The sequence below is a fragment of the Pedococcus sp. genome, from assembly GCF_036554925.1.
Lineage (GTDB): Bacteria > Actinomycetota > Actinomycetes > Actinomycetales > Dermatophilaceae > Pedococcus_A.
The window spans coordinates 10,907-30,199 of sequence record NZ_DATBMI010000049.1 but is presented as its reverse complement, the minus strand read 5'-3'; the positions used below and the strand labels follow the sequence as shown (position 1 = coordinate 30,199).

The following is a 19,293-nucleotide window of genomic DNA, read 5'->3' as shown; positions in this document are numbered from 1 at the left end:
GGGTGTCCCGAGCGGGGGCTCACTCGAGCAGCTCCAGGGTGAGGTCGACCGAGTCGCCCTCGTCGAGGTCCTCCGCGGTGCGCACGGCCTTCTTGACGGGCAGGACGTAGCGCCCGCTCTCGGTGTCGGGGAACACCGAGGTGGTCCAGGACGTCTCGCCGACGGTCGCCCGCACGCGGACGGAGCCGAAGCCGCGCGGTGGCCGCGGTCGCTCCCCGACCAGCGCTGAGGCGTCCTCCGACAGGGTGACGAAGAACCAGCCGCTCTGGGCCTGCCAGCGCCACAGTGCGGCCGAGAACCGACAGGTCTCGGTCATGTCGGCATGCTAGGCGCGGCACCCGACAGGCGGCGCCCGAGCAGGTCCGCGTCAGGTGAACCCGGGCAGGTCCGCGTCAGGTGAACCCCAACCGGCTCGCCATCAGCGCGTCGACGGCCTCCGGGCTGCCCTGCGGCTCGAGGGCCGCGACCCGCGCGCGCCCGTACGCGGCGAGCATCAGCTCCGACGGTGGTCCCTGGAGGATGACGGTGCCGAGGCCGGTGTCGCCGTGCGCGGCACACCGCCCGTGGTCCGGAGCCAGGAGCACGACACCGGTGCGGGCCCGTCGGAAGAGCACCTTGCCCAGCCGGGTGAGCCGACCCCACAGCGCGGCCTCGAGGTCCGCGCCGACCGCGCGCTGCGGGCCGACCGCCTCGGCGCGCAGGACGTCCTCGTGGTGGATGTAGAACTCGATCAGGTTGGCGGCCTCGTCCAGTGGACGAAGCCGCTGCGGGGCCCACACGGGCGGGCCGGAGCGCACCAGGTCGACGAGCTCGGCCCATGGCATCGCGGCGTACTCGCGCTGCGCCCTCTCGGTACGGCCGGCCAGCCCGGGCACCCAGATCCCGGCGGCGAGGTCGGGTCTGCGCTCGCGGATGACGAGGTGCGCGGCGAGGTCGGCGGTGGTCCACGGGTCGCAGAGCGTGGGGGCGTCGGGACCGACAGCGTCGAAGGTGTCGCAGAGGGAGGCGCGCTCGTCCTGGGCGTGATGGGCCATGTGCGCCATCATGCCTGCCGCGTGAGAGGCTTGGAGTCCTCCCCCCTGTGCCCTGCCTCACCTCTGGAGACGCCTGTGTCCGTTGGCGCTGCGCCCACCCTGCGGCGGAGCCTCACCATCATCGGCATCGGAGTGCGCCGCCAGCCGAGGTGGTTCGCCCTGGCCGTCGCGGGCAGCGCGCTCTACGGCGTGATGACGGTCGGCACGGCCTGGGCGATCGGCAAGGTCACGCGTGACTACGTGGCGCCCGCGGTCGAGGCGGGCCACGCCACGACCGCCCAGCTGGTGGCCACAGGCGGCTGGGTCGCGGGCGTGGTGCTGCTCAACATGGTCGGGGTCGTCCTGCGACGCGTGGCGGCCGGCTTCACGATGTACAACGTCGGCGCCGACTTCCGGCGCCAGGTCACCCGCCAGTACCTGCGCCTGCCGCTCTCGTGGCACCACCGTCACCCCTCGGGCCAGCTGCTCTCGAACGCCAACGCCGACGTCGAGGCGACCTGGAACGTCTTCGCCCCGCTGCCCATGGCGATCGGGGTGGTCATCATGCTCGTGGCGGGCATCGTGCAGATGTTCCTGGTCGACGCCGTCATGGCGGCCATCGGCCTGACCGTCTTCCCCGCCCTGTTCCTCGCCAACCTCGTGTTCCAGCGGCGCATGTCCCCGCGGGTCACCCTCGCGCAGCAGCTGCGCGCGGACGTCTCCGAGGTGGCGCACGAGAGCTTCGACGCCGCCCTCGTCGTGAAGGCGATGGGGCGCGAGGCAGAGGAGACCGAACGGTTCGAGGTGGTCACGCGCCGCCTGCAGACCGCCAACATCGAGGTCGGCCGCACGAGGGGCATGTTCGACCCCCTGATCGAGGCGATCCCCACGCTCGGCACGCTCGCCGTCCTCGCGGTCGGCACCGCCCAGGTGGCCAGCGGTGACCTCACCCCGGCCGAGGTCGTGCAGATCGCCTACCTCATCTCGATCCTCGCCTTCCCGGTGCGCGCCCTCGGCTGGGTGCTCGGCGAGCTGCCCCGCACGGTCGTCGGGTGGGATCGGGTCGACGCCGTCCTCAGGGCCCGTGGCGAGATGGCCTACGGCGAGCGGGACATCCCGCCCACGGGAGCCTCGGCTGCCCACCTCAGCGGGGTCGACTACCTCTACGACGTCGTCGACGAGCAGGGCCGGATCTCCCGGCACCAGGCCATCCACGGGGTCACCGTGGAGGTCCCGGCCGGCTCGACGACCGCGCTCGTCGGGCCCACCGGGTCCGGCAAGTCCACCCTGACGAACCTCACCCTCCGCCTCGTCGACCCGCACCGCGGCTCGGTCACGATCGACGAGGTCGACGTCCGCGAGGTCACGCGCGGCGGGGTCCCGTCCGTCGGGGTGCTGGTCCCGCAGCAGACGTTCATGTTCGACGACACGGTGCGGGGGAACGTCACCCTCGGGGCCGACTTCACCGACGACGAGGTCTGGCACGCCCTCGAGGTCGCCCAGGCCACCGGCTTCGTGCGGGCCCTCGACCACGGTCTGGACACGCGCGTGGGGGAGCGTGGCGCCAGCCTCTCCGGCGGTCAGCGCCAGCGGGTCGCGCTGGCCCGCGCGGTGATCCGGCGCCCCCAGCTGCTGGTGCTCGACGATGCCACCAGCGCCGTCGACCCGTCCGTCGAGCAGTCGATCCTGACTGCCCTGCGCCGCACGGCCGCCGGGACCACCGTCCTCGTGGTGGCGTACCGGATGTCCACGATCGTCCTGGCCGACGACGTCATCTACCTCGAGCGCGGCCGGGTCGTCGACCACGGCACCCACGCCGAGCTCGTCGCGCGGTGCGAGGGCTACGAGCGGCTCGTCACCGCCTACGCCCGGGAGGCCGCGGAGCGGGCCGCGGTCGCCGCCGAGGAGGAGGTGAGCAGGTGAGCACCGCCATCGAGTCGACCTCCCGGTTGGGCACCGTCGCGACCCTGCGCCGCGGTCTCGAGCTGTCCCCGGAGATCCGCCAGGGGATCTGGGTGACCCTGGCCCTCGCGGCCGTCACCACGGCCGGGCGGGTCGTGGTGCCGTTGGCGGTGCAGCAGGTGACGGACAACGGGCTGCTCGCCGAGGGCGGCCCCGACACCGCGCTGGTCTGGCGCTACGTCGCGCTGGCGGCCGTGGCCGTCGTGCTCACCGCCGTGACCGCGTATGCCGTGAACGTGCGCCTCTTCCGCGCCTCCGAGACGGGGCTGGCGACCCTGCGGCTCAAGGCGTTCCGGCACATCCACGACCTGTCGATGCTCACCCAGAACACCGAGCGGCGCGGGTCGATGGTCTCCCGGGTCACCTCCGACGTCGACACCATCTCGATGTTCGTGCAGTTCGGCGGCCTCATGCTCATCCTGAGCCTGGGCCAGATCGTCATCGCGACCGCGATCATGCTGGTGTACAGCCCGCCGCTGACCGCGGTGGTCTGGCTCTGCTTCCTGCCGCTGCTGCTGATGACCCGGCGCTTCCAGCGGGTGGTCGGGCGGGCCTACACGCAGGTGCGCGAGCGGGTCGGCGACATGCTCGCGGCGATCTCCGAGTCGGTCGTCGGTGCCGCCACGATCCGCGCCTACGGCGTCGAGGACCGCACCGCCGCCCGCATCGACGCGGCCGTGGAGGCCCACCGCACGGCGGCGATCGGTGCGCAGATCCGTGCGGTGGTGGCCTTCTCCGCCGGGCAGCTCGTCGCCGGGCTGACGCTGGCCGTCGTGCTGGTGGTCGGCACCGTGCTCGCCACCCACGACGCCCTGACCCTCGGCCAGCTGCTCGCCTTCCTCTTCCTGGTCAACCTCTTCACGCAGCCGGTCATGCAGGCCACCGAGGTGCTGAACGAGCTCCAGAACGCCGTCGCCGGGTGGCGGCGGGTCATCGGGGTCATCGACACCCCCGCGGACGTGGCCGACCCGGGCGAGGAGGGCGAGGTGCTGCCCCGTGGGCCGATCACCGTGGACTTCGAGGACGTGTCCTTCGCCTACCCGGGAGGTGTCGCGGTCCTCCACGACGTCAACCTGGGCATCGCGCCGCGCTCCCGCGTGGCCATCGTCGGCGAGACCGGCTCGGGGAAGTCGACGCTGGCCAAGCTGCTGACCCGGCTCATGGACCCGACCGAGGGGGTCGTGCGCGTCGACGGGGTGGACCTGCGCCGGGTGCGCTTCTCCTCGCTGCGCGACCGGGTGGTGCTCGTGCCGCAGGAGGGCTTCCTCTTCGACGCGACGCTGCTCGAGAACGTCCGCTTCGGCCGCCCTGACGCCACCGACGCCGACGTCCGGCTGGCGCTGACCGAGCTCGGCCTCGACGCCTGGCTGGCCGGTCTGCCGCGGGGGCTGCAGACCGAGGTCGGCCAGCGCGGCGAGTCATTGTCGGCGGGGGAGCGCCAGCTCGTCGCCCTCGCCCGGGCCTACCTCGCCGACCCCGACCTGCTGGTCCTCGACGAGGCCACGTCGGCGGTCGACCCGGCCACCGAGGTGCGGTTGCAGCGTGCCCTGGAGGGGCTGACGCGGGGCCGCACCTCGATCGCCATCGCCCATCGGCTCTCGACGGCGGAGGCCGCGGACGAGGTGGTCGTGGTGGACCAGGGCCGGGTCGTCGAGCGCGGGCCGCACCGCGACCTCGTCGCCCGCGGCGGTGTGTATGCCGCGCTGCACGCCTCGTGGGCCGCCCAGCAGGGCCACTAGGCAGCACGGCAGAATGAACCGGTGACACCCGACGCCACACCTGCCCTCGACCCGGTCATCGCCGGGCGGCTCACGCGCGACGGCAACGGCCTGGTGGCCGCCATCGTCCAGCAGCACGACACCCGTGAGGTGCTCATGCTGGGCTGGATGGACGACGAGGCCCTGAGGCGCACGCTCACGGAGGGTCGGGTGACGTTCTGGTCGCGCAGCCGCGGCCAGTACTGGCGCAAGGGCGACACCTCCGGTCACGTGCAGCACGTGCGATCGGTGTCCCTCGACTGCGACGGCGACGCCCTGCTCGTGCAGGTCGACCAGGTGGGGGCCGCCTGCCACACGGGCGCCCGAACCTGCTTCGACGGCCGCGACCTCGGCGCGCACCCCGGCGGGGGCGCCGCGGCCGCAGGCGGCGCCGCTGCCGCTGGGGGTGTCCGTGGCTGACCTGGGCCCCGACCTCTCCTTCGGCACCACCTGGCCCTCCCTCGAGGTCTTCGAGGTGCTCGCCAAGGACCGCCGCGTCATCCCGGTGGTGCGCCGCCTGATGGCCGACGCGGAGACCCCGGTCGGGGTCTACCGCAAGCTCGCGAAGGACGCGCCGGGCACCTTCCTCCTGGAGTCGGCCGAGCACGGCGGCGTCTGGTCGCGGTACTCCATCGTGGGGGCGGCCTGCCGTGCGACGCTGACCGAGCACGGCGGAGAGGCGGTCTGGGTGGGCGAGCCGCCGGTCGGCGTCCCCACGGGCGGAAACCCCGTCGAGGCGCTCCGCGACACGGTCGCGGCCCTCGCGACCGATCCCATCGAGGGCCTGCCCCCGCTCACCGGCGGCATGGTGGGCGCCATCGGCTACGACGCGGTCCGCCGCTGGGAGCGGGTGCCCGAGGAGAACCCGGACGTCCTGGGCATCCCCGAGATCGCGATGATGCTGGCCACGGACCTCGCCGTGCTCGACCACGCCGACGGCTCGCTGCTGCTGGTCGCCAACGCCGTCAACTACGACGCGACCGACGAGCGGGTCGAGCTGGCGTGGTCCGACGCCGTCGCGCGGCTCGACCGGATGACGGCCGACCTCGCCGAGCCGGCGGAGAGCACCGTCGCGGTCATCGACGCCGAGCAGCAGGCGGACGCCCTGCGCCACGTCACCAGCAACCTCACCCAGGACGACTTCGAGCGCATGGTCGAGGAGGCCAAGGAGGACATCCGGGCCGGCGAGGTGTTCCAGGTCGTGCTGTCCCAGCGGTTCTCGGCCCCCTGCCCCGCGGACGCCCTCGACGTCTACCGGGTGCTGCGCTCGTCCAACCCCAGCCCGTACATGTACCTCTTCCGGCTCCCGGCGCCGGACGGCACGGCATACGACGTCGTGGGCTCGTCGCCGGAGGCGCTCGTGAAGGTGACGGGCCGCCGCGCGATCACCCACCCGATCGCCGGCTCCCGGCCGCGCGGCAGGACCCCCGAGGAGGACCTCGCCCTCGCCGAGGACCTGCTGGCCGACCCGAAGGAGCGCTCGGAGCACGTCATGCTCGTGGACCTCGGCCGCAACGACCTCCAGCGGGTGTGTCGTGCGGGCACCGTGGACGTCGTGGAGTTCATGAACGTGCGCCGCTACAGCCACGTGACCCACCTCGAGTCGACGGTCATCGGCGACATCAGCGAGGGCCGCACCGCGTACGACGTGCTGGCGGCGACCTTCCCCGCCGGGACCCTCAGCGGTGCCCCCAAGCCGCGGGCGCTCAGCCTGATCGAGCACTACGAGCCGAGCCGGCGAGGCATCTACGGCGGCGTGGTGGGCTACCTGGACTTCCACGGCGACCTCGACATGGCGATCGCGATCCGCACGGCGGTGGTCAAGGACGGTGTCGCCCACGTCCAGGCCGGCGCCGGGATCGTCGCCGACTCGGTTCCGGCGACGGAGTTCGAGGAGACCGTCAACAAGGCGGCCGCGGCGCTGCGGGCGGTCGCGGCCGCCACCGCGCTGAGGACCGTCCGGTGACGCGGCTGCGCCCCACGTCCAAGGCCGGCGTCGTCCTGCTGGCCCTGCTCGGTGCCGGCATCCTGCTGGCCAGCGGTTCGCGCGTGTGGGTGACGGGCACCGTCGACGACGCCGTGCTCGGCGCGAGCCGGGTCAGCGGCACCGGCACGCAGGTCGCCTCCGGCGTCATCGCCCTGGCCCTGGCCGCCGCAGCCGCCGCCATCGCCACCACCACCTCCGGCCCGGTCGTGCGCCGGGTCACCCTCGTCGTCCTGCTGCTCGCGGCCGCGGCCGAGGCGTTCTTCGCCGCCCGGGTGCTGCTCGACCCCTCCGGGGTGCTGGGGTCGGTGGCGGCCGCGAGCACCGGCCGCACCGGCACGATCGAGACCAACGCCACGGTCACGGCGTGGCCGTGGATCGCCCTGGCCGCCGTCGTCCCGCTGCTCGTCGCCGGCGTCGGCGGCTGGGTGGGCTCGCGCAGCTGGCGGGGGCTCGGAGCCCGCTACGAGACGCCGGGCGCCGACAGCGCCGGGCCGCGCGGCCAGCGGGTCGCCAGCGACTGGGACCGCCTCGACGCAGGCGAGGACCCGACCGTTCGCGACGACGGCCGCACCACCTGACACAATGAGCACCGACGCACGTCGAACGCCCCACCGCCGCACAGGAGTAGCCGTCACCATGGCAGAGCACGAGCACCACGAAGACCACGGCCACAGCGTCGCCGCCTGGAGTGGCGTGACCATCATCCTCGTCGGGTCTGCCGTGGCCGCGCTGGCCGTGGTCCTCGCCCGCCCCTTCCTGTTCTGGGTCGGCATCGCCGTGTGCCTCGTCGGCGCCGTCGCCGGCAAGGTCCTCGGCATGGCCGGGTACGGCGCCAAGGACGTACCCAAGCCCCAGCAGTCGGAGAAGACCTCCGGCGTCCGCTGACGCCCAGCGGGCCACCGCAGCCCAGGTCGGCTGATGACTGCACCACTGGCAGCCAGGCTGCGGGCCCCCGCCCTGGTCGGCCTGGCGGGGGCCGCGCTCGGCACCGCCCTGGTCCTGCGCGACCCGCACGCCAGTGGGTCCTGGGGGTTCTGCCCGTTCCTCCTGGTCACCGGGGTGCCGTGCCCGGCCTGTGGCGGCCTGCGGGCCACCAACGACCTGCTCCACGGCCGGTTCACCGACGCGGCCGGCTCCAACCTGTATGCCGTGCTCACGGCGCTGGTCGCCGCCGTCGCCTTCGTCTGGTGGGCCGGGTCGACGGCCCGCGGCCGTGACTGGGCCGGGCGGCGACACCTGCCGAGGGCGCTGAACCTGTGGTTCGTCGGGCTCCTGGCCTTCGGGGCGCTGCGCCTGGTGCCCGGGTTGTCCGGACTGCGACCCTGACGGCGTGGTCCCGGGTCCCCCGGTTAGCCTTGCCGCATGCCTACCGTCCTCGACGAGATCGTCTCCGGCGTGCGCGCCGACCTCGCCGGGCGTGAGGCCGCCGTCCCCCTCGCGGAGATCCGCCGGCGGGCGGAGGCCGCGCCCGCGGCCCTCGACGCCGAGGGTGCGCTGCGCCGACCCGGCCTGTCGCTCATCGCCGAGGTCAAGCGCGCCAGCCCGAGCAAGGGCAGCCTCGCCGCCATCGCGGACCCGGCCGCGCTGGCGGCGGAGTACGAGGCGGGCGGCGCCGCGGCCGTGAGCGTCCTGACCGAGGAGCGGCGCTTCTCCGGAAGCCTGGCCGACCTCGACGCCGTCCGGGCCGCCGTGCGCATTCCCGTGCTGCGCAAGGACTTCATGGTCACCGACTACCAGATCTGGGAGGCCCGGGCCCACGGCGCCGACCTCATCCTGCTGATCGTGGCCGCGCTCGAGCAGGGCGACCTGGTCAGGATGCAGGACCTCGCCCGAAGCCTCGGCATGACCGCGCTCGTCGAGGTCCACGACGAGGCCGAGACGGTGCGCGCCCTGGAGGCCGGGGCCGGCGTGATCGGCGTCAACGCGCGCAACCTCAAGACCCTCGACGTCGACCCCGACACGTTCAGCCGGCTCGCGGTGCTCATCCCCGACAGCTGTGTGCGGGTGGCCGAGTCCGGCATCCGCGGCCCCCGGGACGCCGCCCGCTACGCCTCCGAGGGCGCCCACGCGGTGCTCGTGGGGGAGGCGCTCGTCACCGGTGGCAGCCCGCGCGCGGCAGCCCACGACCTCATCACCGCAGGAGCCCCGGCATGACGCAGGACACCGCAGGCAGCGCTGACACCGCCCGGCAGGAGGGCGAGCACGCCCCCGTCGACATCCCCCGCCCCGGCCGCTTCGGCGCGTTCGGCGGGCGGTACGTGCCGGAGGCCCTGATCCCGGCGCTCGAGGAGCTCGACGAGGCCCGCAAGAAGGCCATGGTCGACCCCGGGTTCCTCGGCGAGCTCGAGCAGCTGCACCGCACGTACACCGGTCGACCGAGCATCATCACCGAGGTGCCCCGGTTCGCCGAGCACTGCGGGGGAGCGCGAGTCGTCCTCAAGCGCGAGGACCTCAACCACACCGGCTCGCACAAGATCAACAACGTGCTGGCCCAGGCCCTCCTCACGAAGCGGATGGGCAAGACCAGGGTCATCGCCGAGACCGGCGCGGGCCAGCACGGTGTCGCCACCGCCACCGCGGCCGCCCTGATGGGCCTGGAGTGCCGCATCTACATGGGCAGGGTCGACACGGAGCGGCAGGCCCTCAACGTGGCGCGCATGCGGATGCTCGGCGCCGAGGTGGTGCCGGTGCCCACCGGCAGCGCCACGCTCAAGGACGCCATCAACGAGGCGCTGCGCGACTGGGTGACCAACGTCCACAACACCCACTACCTGCTGGGCACGGTCACCGGCCCGGCGCCCTTCCCCGAGATGGTCCGCGACTTCCACCGGATCATCGGCGTCGAGGCCCGGGCGCAGGTCCTCGACCTCGTCGGCCGGCTGCCGGACGCCGTCGTCGCCTGCGTCGGCGGCGGGTCGAACGCCATGGGCATCTTCCACCGGTTCATCGACGACGCCGGCGTCCGCCTCGTCGGTGTGGAGGCCGGGGGAGAGGGGATCGACTCCGGCCGCCACGCGGCGCGCTTCGCGGCCAGCGAGCCCGGGGTGCTGCACGGCACGTTCAGCTACCTCATGCAGGACGACGACGGGCAGACGATCGAGTCGCACTCCATCTCGGCCGGGCTCGACTACCCCAGCGTGGGGCCGGAGCACTCCTTCCTGCGCGACTCCGGCCGGGCGGAGTACCGCTACGCCACCGACGACCAGGCCATGCGCGCCTTCGAGCTGCTGTGCAAGACCGAGGGCATCATCCCCGCGATCGAGTCCGCCCACGCGCTCGCCGGTGCGATCGAGCTGGGCACCGAACTCGGCCCCGACGCGTTGCTGCTCGTGAACCTCTCCGGCCGGGGAGACAAGGATGTGCACACGGCAGCCCGCTGGTTCGGGCTGATCGACGAGGAGGGCAACACCCAGTGAGTGCAGGGGTCGGTGCGGTGCTCGAGCGCTGCCGCGAGGAGGGCCGGGCCGCACTCGTCGGCTACCTGCCCGTGGGGTTCCCGGACGTCCCGGGCTCCATCGAGGCCATGGTCGCCATGGTCGAGTCGGGGGTCGACGTCGTCGAGGTCGGCGTGCCCTACAGCGACCCGCTCATGGACGGCCCGGTCATCGCGTATGCCGCGGACCAGGCCCTCAAGCGCGGGGCCCGGGTCCGAGACCTCTTCAAGGCCACTCGTGCGGTGCGCGACGCGGGAGCACCCCCGCTGGGCATGACCTACTGGAACCTGATCCTGCGGTACGGCCCCGACGCGTTCGCCCGGGACCTCGCCGAGGCCGGCGGGGCCGGCATGATCACGCCCGACCTCATCCCCGACGAGGCCGGACCGTGGATCGAGGCGACCGACGCGGCCGGTCTCGACCGGGTCTTCCTGGTGGCGCCGAGCTCCACCGACCAGCGCCTGGCCGCGGTGACCGCCCAGTGCCGTGGGTTCGTCTACGCCGCCTCGCACATGGGCGTCACGGGGGCCCGGGCCAGCCTCGGCGACGCCGCTGCGGTGATCGTGAACCGCACCAAGGCCGTCACCGACAAGCCCGTCTGCGTGGGGCTCGGCGTCTCTTCGCGGCAGCAGGCCGCGGAGGTCGCGGCCTTCGCCGACGGGGTCATCGTGGGCTCGGCGCTCGTGAGGTGCCTGACCGAGGCCGACGACCTCGCCGGCGGCATCGCACGACTTCGTGAGGTCGTCGGCGAGCTCGCCGCCGGGGTGCGCGAGGGGCGCTGACGTGACGGCTCTCTCGCCCCAGCAGCGGTCGCCCCAGCAGCGCGTCGCACCCTGGCGCCGCCCCCGCACCCTCGACGTGGTCGGCCTGGTGGCCCGGCTGCTGCTCGGCGGCGTGATGCTCGTCGCCGGAGCGCTCAAGGTGACCAGGCCCGAGGTGTCGGCCCGCGCCGTGCAGGCCTACCAGCTGCTGCCGTTCGACCTCGCGACCTACGTGGGCTACGGGCTGCCGGTCCTCGAGGTCATCATCGGGGCGCTGCTGGTCGCCGGGCTGTTCACCCGCGTGGCGGCCGTCGTCTCCGGCGTCCTCCTCGTCGCGTTCATCATCGGGATCGCGTCGGCCTGGGCACGGGGCCTCAGCATCGACTGCGGCTGCTTCGGCGAGGGCGGGGCCATCGCCTCGTCCGAGACCCGCTACCTCGAGGAGATACTCCGCGACGTGGGGCTCCTCCTCTGTGCCGCGTGGCTCGCGATCCGGCCCCACACGGCATACAGCCTCGAACGCACGCTCTTCACCGACGGAAGGTAACGCCATGTCAACCCGGGTCCCGGACCGCCGTGCCAAGATCCAGGCGGCCACGCCGAAGGGACGCGGCGGTGCCAACCGCATCGTCGTCGCCACGGTTGTCGTCGTGCTCGCGATCGCCGCGATCGTGGCGGCCGTGATCGTCGCCGACCAGGGCAGGAAGGCCGACCTGGCCGCGGGTGGCAGCTCGCTGCCGAAGAACGCCCCCGCCATGGGTGCCGGCCTGGTGGTGAACCCGTCTGCCCCGGCGAACGTGCCGACCCTCGACCTGTGGGTGGACTTCCAGTGCCCGGCCTGTGCCGCCTTCGAGGAGCAGTTCGGCGGCCAGGTCTCGCAGATGGCCGAGGCCAACGAGGTCAAGCTGGTCGTCCACGTGCTGTCGTTCCTCGACAAGAACCTCGGCAACGACTCCTCCAACCGGGCCGCGAACGCCGCCTTCTGCGCCGCCGACCAGGATGCCTTCCTGCCGTTCCACCAGGCCGTGTTCGCCGGACAGCCCGAGCAGGAGGGCACCGGCTACACCGACCAGCAGCTCAAGGGCTTCGCGGAGAAGGCCGGCCTCACCGGTGCGGCGCTGAACACCTGGCAGCAGTGCTACGACGCGCGCGAGCACAACCAGTACGTCGAGTCCGTCCAGACGCAGTCGGCCAGGGACGGCGTCAACGGCACCCCGACCGTCAAGCTGAACGGCTCGCCGCTGGAGCTCCAGGGCCTCACGCCGCAGTCCCTGACCGAGCAGGTCAAGGCCGCGACGCAGTGACGGCGGCGATCCCGAGCCCGGTCGACGCCGCCTGGCAGGTCGGCCCGCTGACCCTGCGGGCGTACGCGCTGTGCATCCTCGCCGGCATCGTGCTGGCGGTGTGGATCACCGGGCGCCGCCTCGCCGAGCGGGGTGGCACCGCCGAGCAGGCCCTCGACATCTCGGCGTGGGCCGTCCCCTTCGGCATCGTCGGCGGCAGGCTGTACCACGTCATCACCACCCCGCAGCCGTACTTCGGGGAGGGCGGCAGCCCGGTCAAGGCGTTCTACGTCTGGGAGGGCGGTCTCGGCATCTGGGGGGCCATCGCCCTCGGCGCGCTCGGGGCATGGATCGGGTGCCGCCGCAACGGCGTGCGCTTCCTGGACTTCGTCGACTCCGCCGCGCCCGGGGTGGCGGTGGCCCAGGCCATCGGCCGCTGGGGCAACTGGTTCAACAACGAGCTCTACGGCCGCGAGACCGATGTGCCGTGGGCGCTGGAGATCCACCAGTGGGACCAGGGCGCCGGGCAGGCGGTCCGGGATGCCAGCGGGGACCCCGTCCTGCTGGGCACGTTCCACCCCACGTTCCTGTACGAGTCCCTGTGGTGCCTCGTGCTGGCGGTGGCGCTGCTGCTCGCCGACCGCCGCTTCGTGCTGCGGCGGGGCCAGGTGTTCGCGCTCTACGTCGCGGGCTACCCGCTGGGCCGCGTGGTCTTCGAGCTCATGCGCAGCGACGATGCCAACGAGATCCTCGGCCTGCGGGTCAACGTGTGGACCTCCGCGCTGGTCTTCCTGCTCGGGCTGGGGCTGTTCTGGTGGTTCGGCAGGCGACCCGAGCCGGCCCGCGAGCCGGAGGTTGCATCTCAGCATCCGGGATAACCCGGCTCACATGGTAGGACGGAGGGCCCGTTCGCTATCCTGCCAAAAGCCGTGGCCAAGGCCGTCCACGCGCGGTTCCGGTGCCTCCCGTTCACGGGGGCACAACGCCTCTGTAACAAGGACGGTGACCGAAACGTGTCCTCCGCGCCCTTCTCCGCCCAGCCCGCCGACGTCGGTCTCTACCGCCGCGAGTTCGAGCACGACGCCTGTGGTGTGGCCATGGTGGCGACGATGCGGGGCAGCGCTGGACACGACATCGTCGAGCACGCGCTGACCGCGCTGCGCAACCTCGAGCACCGTGGCGCCACCGGCGCCGACCCGCTCGTCGGCGACGGGGCCGGAATCCTCACCCAGGTCCCGGACGCCTTCCTCAGAGAGGTCCTCGACTTCGACCTCCCCGTCTTGGGGGCGTATGCCGTGGGCACCGCCTTCCTGCCCGTGGACGAGTCCGAGCGCACCGAGGCGGTCCGCGTGATCGAGGCGATCGCCGAGGAGGAGGGGCTGCGGGTCCTCGGGTGGCGCGACGTCCCCGTGGACCCGGAGATCGTCGGGCAGGTCGCCCGCGACTGCATGCCGGTCTTCCGCCAGCTCTTCGTCTCGGCCTCGGCCGGCCGCATGGTCGGCGTCGGCCTCGACCGCCTGGCCTACTGCCTGCGCAAGCGCGCCGAGCGCGAGACCCGGGTCTACTTCCCGTCGCTGTCCTCGCGCACCCTCGTCTACAAGGGCATGCTGACCACCGGCCAGCTCGAGCCGTTCTTCCCCGACCTGTCGGACCGCCGGTTCGCGACGCAGCTGGCGCTGGTGCACTCGCGGTTCTCCACGAACACCTTCCCCTCGTGGCCCCTGGCCCACCCCTACCGGATGATCGCCCACAACGGCGAGATCAACACCGTCAAGGGCAACCGCAACTGGATGCGCGCCCGCGAGAGCCAGCTGGCCTCCGACCTCATCCCGGGCGACCTCGACCGGCTGTACCCCATCTGCACCCCGGAGGCCTCGGACTCCGCCTCCTTCGACGAGGTGCTCGAGCTGCTCCACCTCGGCGGTCGCTCGCTGCCGCACTCGGTGCTGATGATGATCCCCGAGGCCTGGGAGAACCACGAGGAGATGGACCCCGCCCGGCGGGCGTTCTACGAGTTCCACTCCACCTTCATGGAGCCGTGGGACGGCCCGGCCTGCGTGACCTTCACCGACGGCTCGCTCATCGGTGCGGTGCTCGACCGCAACGGGCTCCGCCCGGGCCGCTACTCCGTCACCGACGACGGCCTCGTCGTCCTGGCCTCCGAGGCGGGGGTGCTCGAGCTCGACTCCTCGCGCGTGGTGCGCAAGGGCCGCCTCCAGCCCGGACGGATGTTCCTCGTCGACACCGAGCACGGCCGCATCGTCCCCGACGACGAGGTCAAGGCGGGCCTCGCGGCGCAGAACCCGTACGAGGAGTGGCTGCACGCCGGTCTCATCCACCTCGACGACCTGCCCGAGCGCGAGCACATCGTGCACACCGCCGCCTCGGTGGCGCGCCGCCAGCAGACCTTCGGCTACACGCAGGAGGAGCTGAAGATCCTGCTCACCCCGATGGCCCGCACCGGGGGAGAGGCGCTGGGCTCCATGGGAACCGACACGCCCATCGCCGTGTTGTCGGAGCGCCCCCGGCTGGTCTTCGACTACTTCACCCAGCTCTTCGCGCAGGTGACCAACCCGCCGCTCGACGCGATCCGTGAGGAGCTGGTCACCTCGCTCGGCACGGTCATCGGCCCGGAGGGCAACGCGCTCTCGGCGACGCCGGCCCACGCCCGCCAGGTCGTGCTGCCGTTCCCGGTCATCGACAACGACGACCTGGCCAAGATCGTGCACATCAACGCCGACGGCGACCTGCCCGGCTACGCGACCCACGTGGTGCGGGGCCTCTACGACGTCTCCGGCGGCGCGCCGGCGATGAAGGCGCGCCTCGAGCAGATCTTCGCCGAGGTCTCCGAGGCGATCGAGAACGGCTCGCGCTTCATCGTGCTCTCGGACCGCGACTCCGGCCGCGACTACGCGCCGATCCCGTCGCTGCTGCTGACCTCGGCGGTGCACCACCACCTGATCCGCGAGAAGACCCGCACCCAGGTGGGGCTCCTCGTCGAGGCGGGCGACGTGCGCGAGGTCCACCACGTCGCGCTGCTGGTCGGCTACGGCGCGGCGGCGGTGAACCCCTATCTCGCGATGGTGTCCGTCGAGGACCTCGTCCGCTCCGGCGCGATCACGGGCGTGACCGCCGAGCAGGCCGTCAAGAACCTCATCAAGGCGCTCGGCAAGGGCGTGCTGAAGGTGATGTCCAAGATGGGCATCTCCACGGTGGCCTCCTACCGCGGCGCACAGGTCTTCGAGGCGCTCGGCCTCTCGCAGGACCTCGTCGACACCTACTTCACCGGCACGGTGTCCCAGCTCGGTGGGGTGGGGCTCGACGTCATCGCCGCGGAGGCGGCGGCGCGGCACGCCGCCGCCTACCCGCCGGACGGCGTGCGCCTCCCGCACCGCAAGCTCGAGGTCGGCGGCGAGTACCAGTGGCGCCGTGAGGGTGAGCCCCACCTGTTCGACCCCGACACGGTCTTCCGGCTGCAGCACTCCACCCGGGCGCGCCGCTACGACATCTTCAAGCAGTACACCCAGCGCGTCGACGAGCAGTCCGAGCGACTGATGACGCTGCGTGGGCTGTTCGAGCTCGGCGGCGCGGACCCGCGCCCCCCGGTGCCGCTCGAGGAGGTCGAGCCGGTCAGCGAGATCGTCAAGCGCTTCAACACCGGCGCCATGAGCTACGGCTCGATCAGCCAGGAGGCGCACGAGACCCTCGCCATCGCCATGAACCGCCTCGGCGGGCGCTCGAACACCGGCGAGGGCGGCGAGGACGTCGAGCGGCTGATGGACGACGAGCGCCGCTCCACCATCAAGCAGGTCGCCTCCGGGCGCTTCGGGGTCACCTCCCTGTACCTCACGAAGTCGGGAGACATCCAGATCAAGATGGCCCAGGGCGCCAAGCCCGGCGAGGGCGGCCAGCTACCCGGTCACAAGGTCTACCCGTGGGTGGCGAAGACCCGGCACAGCACGCCCGGTGTCGGCCTCATCAGCCCGCCGCCGCACCACGACATCTACTCCATCGAGGACCTCGCGCAGCTGATCCACGACCTCAAGAACGCCAACCCCGACGCCCGGATCCACGTCAAGCTCGTCTCCGAGGTCGGCGTCGGCACGGTCGCGGCGGGCGTCTCGAAGGCGCACGCCGACGTCGTCCTCATCTCGGGGCACGACGGCGGCACCGGCGCCTCGCCGCTCACCTCGCTGAAGCACGCGGGGGGCCCCTGGGAGATCGGCCTCGCCGAGACCCAGCAGACCCTGGTGCTCAACAACCTGCGCGACCGGATCGTCGTGCAGGTCGACGGCCAGATCAAGACCGGCCGCGACGTGGTCGTGGCGGCGCTCCTGGGCGCGGAGGAGTTCGGCTTCGCCACCGCCCCGCTCGTCGTCAGCGGCTGCATCATGATGCGTGTCTGCCACCTCGACACCTGCCCCGTGGGCATCGCGACGCAGAATCCCGAGCTGCGGGCGCGTTTCTCCGGCAAGCCCGAGTTCGTGCAGACGTTCTTCGAGTACGTCGCCGAGGAGGTGCGCGAGCACCTGGCGGCTCTGGGCTTCCGCTCGGTCGAGGAGGCCGTCGGCCAGGCGTCCGCGCTCGACACCAGCAAGGCGGTCAGCCACTGGAAGGCCTCCGGCCTTGACCTGTCGCCGATCTTCGCCGACGTGCAGAGCCCCGACGGCGCTCCCCGGCGCAACACCACCGGGCAGGACCACGGCCTCGAGAAGGCCCTCGACCACACGCTCATCGCCATCGCCCGTGAGGCCATCACCGATGCCACCCCGGTCTCCGGCGAGGTCGCGGTCCGCAACGTCAACCGAACGATCGGAACCCTGCTCGGCCACGAGGTCACCAAGGCCCACCCGGACGGCCTGCCCGACGGCACCGTCGACCTGACCCTCGTGGGAGCGGCCGGGCAGTCGCTGGGCGCGTTCCTCCCGCGCGGCGTCACGCTGCGGCTGCTCGGCGAGGCCAACGACTACGTCGGCAAGGGCCTGTCCGGCGGCCGCGTGGTGGTCCGCCCCGACCGCGCCGCGCCGCTGAAGGCGGAGGCCAACGTCATCGCCGGCAACGTGATCGGCTACGGCGCCACCTCGGGCGAGCTCTTCCTGCGCGGACAGGTCGGCGAGCGCTTCTGCGTCCGCAACTCCGGTGCCACGGCCGTCGTCGAGGGGGTCGGCGACCACGGCTGCGAGTACATGACCGGGGGCACCGTGCTCGTCCTCGGCCCGACGGGTCGCAACTTCGCGGCCGGCATGTCGGGGGGTGTCGCCTACGTGCTCGACCTCGACCGCGAGCGGGTCAACCCCGAGCTGGTCGACCTCTCGCCGCTGCGGCCGGACGACGGGACCGTGGTGCGGGAGCTCCTCGCCAGTCACCAGCACTGGACCGACTCCACCGTCGCGGCGCGCCTGCTCGCGGACTGGGACGCGGCGCGTCACCGGTTCACCCTGGTGCTGCCGCGCGACTACCAGCGCGTCCTGGACGTGCGCGCCGCCGCCGAGGCGGAAGGACTTGACGTCAACGGCTCCGAGGTGTGGGAGCGGATCATGGAGGCTTCCCGTGGCTGACCCCCAGGGCTTTCTGAGGACGCGGGAGCGCGAGCTGCCGTCCCGTCGGCCGGTTCCCGTCCGCATCAGGGACTGGAAGGAGGTCTACGAGGAGCAGCAGCTCGGCACCCTCCAGCGCCAGGCCGGCCGCTGCATGGACTGCGGTATCCCCTTCTGCCACAGCGGGTGCCCGCTGGGGAACCTCATCCCCGAGTGGAACGACCTCGCCTGGAAGGGTGACTGGCGCGAGGCGATCGAGCGCCTGCACGCCACCAACAACTTCCCGGAGTTCACCGGCCGGCTCTGCCCGGCGCCCTGCGAGACCGCCTGCGTGCTGGGCATCAACCAGCCGGCCGTGACGATCAAGCAGATCGAGGTCACGACCATCGAGCAGGCCTTCGACGCCGGCTACGTCACCCCGCAGCCTCCGGAGCGCCTGTCCGGCAAGACCGTGGCCGTGGTCGGTTCGGGGCCCGCCGGCCTCGCCGCCGCCCAGCAGCTGACCCGAGCCGGGCACACGGTGGCCGTCTACGAGCGCGCCGACCGACCCGGTGGCCTCCTGCGGTACGGCATCCCGGAGTTCAAGATGGAGAAGTCGGTCCTCGACCGACGGCTCGCCCAGATGGAGGCCGAGGGCACCCGCTTCCGCAACGGCGTCAAGGTCGGCGAGGACGTCACCGGCACCCAGCTCCGTGACCGCTACGACGCGGTGGTGCTGGCCACCGGGGCCACCGTGCCCCGCGACCTGCCGGTGCCCGGGCGCGAGCTCGACGGCGTCATGCAGGCCATGGACTTCCTGCCGCCGGCCAACCGGGTCGCGCTCGGCGAGACCGTCGAGGGCCAGGTGACCGCCGAGGGCAAGGACGTCATCATCATCGGCGGCGGCGACACCGGCGCCGACTGCCTCGGCACGTCCATCCGCCAGGGCGCGCGCTCGGTCACCAGCCTGGAGATCATGCCGCGCCCGGGTGAGGAGCGAGCCTCCGGTCAGCCGTGGCCCACCTACCCGATGACCTTCCGCGTCGCCTCGGCGCACGAGGAGGGCGGCGAGCGGGTGTATGCCGTGTCCACCAAGGAGGTGCTCGGCGAGGACGGCCGGGTGAGCGGCATCCGCGTGGTCGACGTCGAGCGCGGCGATCAGGGGTTCACCGAGGTGGAGGGCACCGAGCGGGTCCTGCCTGCCCAGCTCATCCTCCTGGCGATGGGCTTCCTCGGACCGGAGCAGCCGGGGGTCGTGGAGCAGCTCGGCGTCGAGCTCGACGAGCGCTCCAACGTCCGGCGCGACCACAGCTACATGTCGTCCGTGCCCGGGGTCTTCGTGGCCGGGGACGCCGGCCGCGGCCAGTCCCTCATCGTGTGGGCCATCGCCGAGGGACGCGCCGCCGCCGCCGGTGTCGACGCCTACCTGACCGGGTCGACCGCTCTCCCGCGACCCATCAACCCGACGGACCGCCCGCTGGCCGTCTGACCCCGGTCCGGCACCGCGGCACACCATGCCCTGGCGCCGTCCCGACAGGTGACCTCGGTCACGTCGAGGCGGTCTCGACCGATAGGGTTTG

At 72.7% G+C, this 19,293-nt stretch carries 17 protein-coding genes; 15 read left to right on the top strand and 2 right to left on the bottom strand.

Features of this window, described 5'->3' with window-relative positions; genetic code table 11:
* Positions 1-19 precede the first annotated feature (19 nt).
* Positions 20-316 carry a DUF1905 domain-containing protein gene (locus VIB11_RS03980; RefSeq protein WP_332028578.1) on the bottom strand — a complete coding sequence of 99 codons (297 nt, stop codon included), beginning with the start codon at positions 314-316 and terminating at the stop codon, positions 20-22.
* A gap of 76 nt (positions 317-392) precedes the next feature.
* Positions 393-1,034, bottom strand: a complete 642-nt coding sequence (locus VIB11_RS03975) for a TIGR03085 family metal-binding protein (RefSeq protein WP_332028576.1) — start codon at positions 1,032-1,034, stop codon at positions 393-395.
* Between the two features lie 75 nt (positions 1,035-1,109).
* On the opposite strand from VIB11_RS03975, the gene VIB11_RS03970 reads away from it, so the two are divergent.
* From VIB11_RS03970 to VIB11_RS03900, 15 genes are all read left to right on the top strand, one after another.
* The gene (locus tag VIB11_RS03970; protein ID WP_332028574.1) at positions 1,110-2,936 is read left to right on the top strand and encodes an ABC transporter ATP-binding protein; all 1,827 of its coding nucleotides are present in this window, start codon (positions 1,110-1,112) and stop codon (positions 2,934-2,936) included.
* The gene (locus tag VIB11_RS03965; RefSeq protein WP_332028572.1) at positions 2,933-4,714 is read left to right on the top strand and encodes an ABC transporter ATP-binding protein; all 1,782 of its coding nucleotides are present in this window, start codon (positions 2,933-2,935) and stop codon (positions 4,712-4,714) included. The genes VIB11_RS03970 and VIB11_RS03965 overlap by 4 nt, the downstream gene beginning before the upstream one ends.
* 21 nt (positions 4,715-4,735) lie before the next feature.
* Positions 4,736-5,152: a phosphoribosyl-AMP cyclohydrolase gene (hisI, locus tag VIB11_RS03960; protein WP_332028570.1), complete on the top strand. Its 417-nt coding sequence runs from the start codon at positions 4,736-4,738 to the stop codon at positions 5,150-5,152.
* Positions 5,145-6,698, top strand: coding sequence for an anthranilate synthase component I (locus tag VIB11_RS03955; protein WP_414695750.1), 1,554 nt, complete (start codon positions 5,145-5,147; stop codon positions 6,696-6,698). Before hisI ends, VIB11_RS03955 begins: the two co-directional genes overlap by 8 nt.
* Positions 6,695-7,297, top strand: coding sequence for a Trp biosynthesis-associated membrane protein (locus VIB11_RS03950; RefSeq protein WP_332028566.1), 603 nt, complete (start codon positions 6,695-6,697; stop codon positions 7,295-7,297). The genes VIB11_RS03955 and VIB11_RS03950 overlap by 4 nt, the downstream gene beginning before the upstream one ends.
* 58 nt (positions 7,298-7,355) lie before the next feature.
* Positions 7,356-7,604 carry an HGxxPAAW family protein gene (locus VIB11_RS03945; protein WP_332028564.1) on the top strand — a complete coding sequence of 83 codons (249 nt, stop codon included), beginning with the start codon at positions 7,356-7,358 and terminating at the stop codon, positions 7,602-7,604.
* Between the two features lie 33 nt (positions 7,605-7,637).
* Positions 7,638-8,045, top strand: a complete 408-nt coding sequence (locus VIB11_RS03940; protein ID WP_332028562.1) for a DUF2752 domain-containing protein — start codon at positions 7,638-7,640, stop codon at positions 8,043-8,045.
* Between the two features lie 36 nt (positions 8,046-8,081).
* Positions 8,082-8,873, top strand: a complete 792-nt coding sequence (gene trpC / locus VIB11_RS03935) for an indole-3-glycerol phosphate synthase TrpC (protein WP_332028560.1) — start codon at positions 8,082-8,084, stop codon at positions 8,871-8,873.
* Complete coding sequence (trpB, locus tag VIB11_RS03930; RefSeq protein ID WP_332028559.1) at positions 8,870-10,135, top strand: tryptophan synthase subunit beta; 1,266 nt, start codon at positions 8,870-8,872, stop codon at positions 10,133-10,135. Before trpC ends, trpB begins: the two co-directional genes overlap by 4 nt.
* Entirely contained in the window at positions 10,132-10,935 is an 804-nt protein-coding gene (gene trpA / locus VIB11_RS03925) for a tryptophan synthase subunit alpha (RefSeq protein ID WP_332028557.1), read from the top strand. The genes trpB and trpA overlap by 4 nt, the downstream gene beginning before the upstream one ends.
* A gap of 1 nt (position 10,936) precedes the next feature.
* Entirely contained in the window at positions 10,937-11,461 is a 525-nt protein-coding gene (locus tag VIB11_RS03920) for a DoxX family protein (RefSeq protein ID WP_332028555.1), read from the top strand.
* A gap of 4 nt (positions 11,462-11,465) precedes the next feature.
* Complete coding sequence (locus VIB11_RS03915; protein ID WP_332028553.1) at positions 11,466-12,218, top strand: DsbA family protein; 753 nt, start codon at positions 11,466-11,468, stop codon at positions 12,216-12,218.
* Entirely contained in the window at positions 12,215-13,075 is an 861-nt protein-coding gene (gene lgt, locus VIB11_RS03910) for a prolipoprotein diacylglyceryl transferase (protein ID WP_332028551.1), read from the top strand. The genes VIB11_RS03915 and lgt overlap by 4 nt, the downstream gene beginning before the upstream one ends.
* 135 nt (positions 13,076-13,210) lie before the next feature.
* Positions 13,211-17,755 (top strand): glutamate synthase large subunit, encoded by a 4,545-nt coding sequence (gltB, locus tag VIB11_RS03905; RefSeq protein ID WP_332028549.1) that lies wholly within the window; start codon positions 13,211-13,213, stop codon positions 17,753-17,755.
* Positions 17,748-19,202, top strand: a complete 1,455-nt coding sequence (locus VIB11_RS03900) for a glutamate synthase subunit beta (RefSeq protein WP_332028547.1) — start codon at positions 17,748-17,750, stop codon at positions 19,200-19,202. Before gltB ends, VIB11_RS03900 begins: the two co-directional genes overlap by 8 nt.
* The last annotated feature ends 91 nt before the right edge of the window (positions 19,203-19,293 follow it).

What these genes read in the sequence shown, in the direction of transcription:
- VIB11_RS03940 (WP_332028562.1), top strand. Translation starts at nt 7,638, where the DNA reads ATGACTGCACCACTGGCAGCCAGGCTGCGGGCCCCCGCCCTGGTCGGC.
- trpB (WP_332028559.1), top strand. Translation starts at nt 8,870, where the DNA reads ATGACGCAGGACACCGCAGGCAGCGCTGACACCGCCCGGCAGGAGGGC.
- VIB11_RS03915 (WP_332028553.1), top strand. Translation starts at nt 11,466, where the DNA reads ATGTCAACCCGGGTCCCGGACCGCCGTGCCAAGATCCAGGCGGCCACG.
- VIB11_RS03945 (WP_332028564.1), top strand. Translation starts at nt 7,356, where the DNA reads ATGGCAGAGCACGAGCACCACGAAGACCACGGCCACAGCGTCGCCGCC.
- trpC (WP_332028560.1), top strand. Translation starts at nt 8,082, where the DNA reads ATGCCTACCGTCCTCGACGAGATCGTCTCCGGCGTGCGCGCCGACCTC.
- VIB11_RS03975 (WP_332028576.1), bottom strand. Translation starts at nt 1,034, where the DNA reads ATGGCCCATCACGCCCAGGACGAGCGCGCCTCCCTCTGCGACACCTTC.
- VIB11_RS03980 (WP_332028578.1), bottom strand. Translation starts at nt 316, where the DNA reads ATGACCGAGACCTGTCGGTTCTCGGCCGCACTGTGGCGCTGGCAGGCC.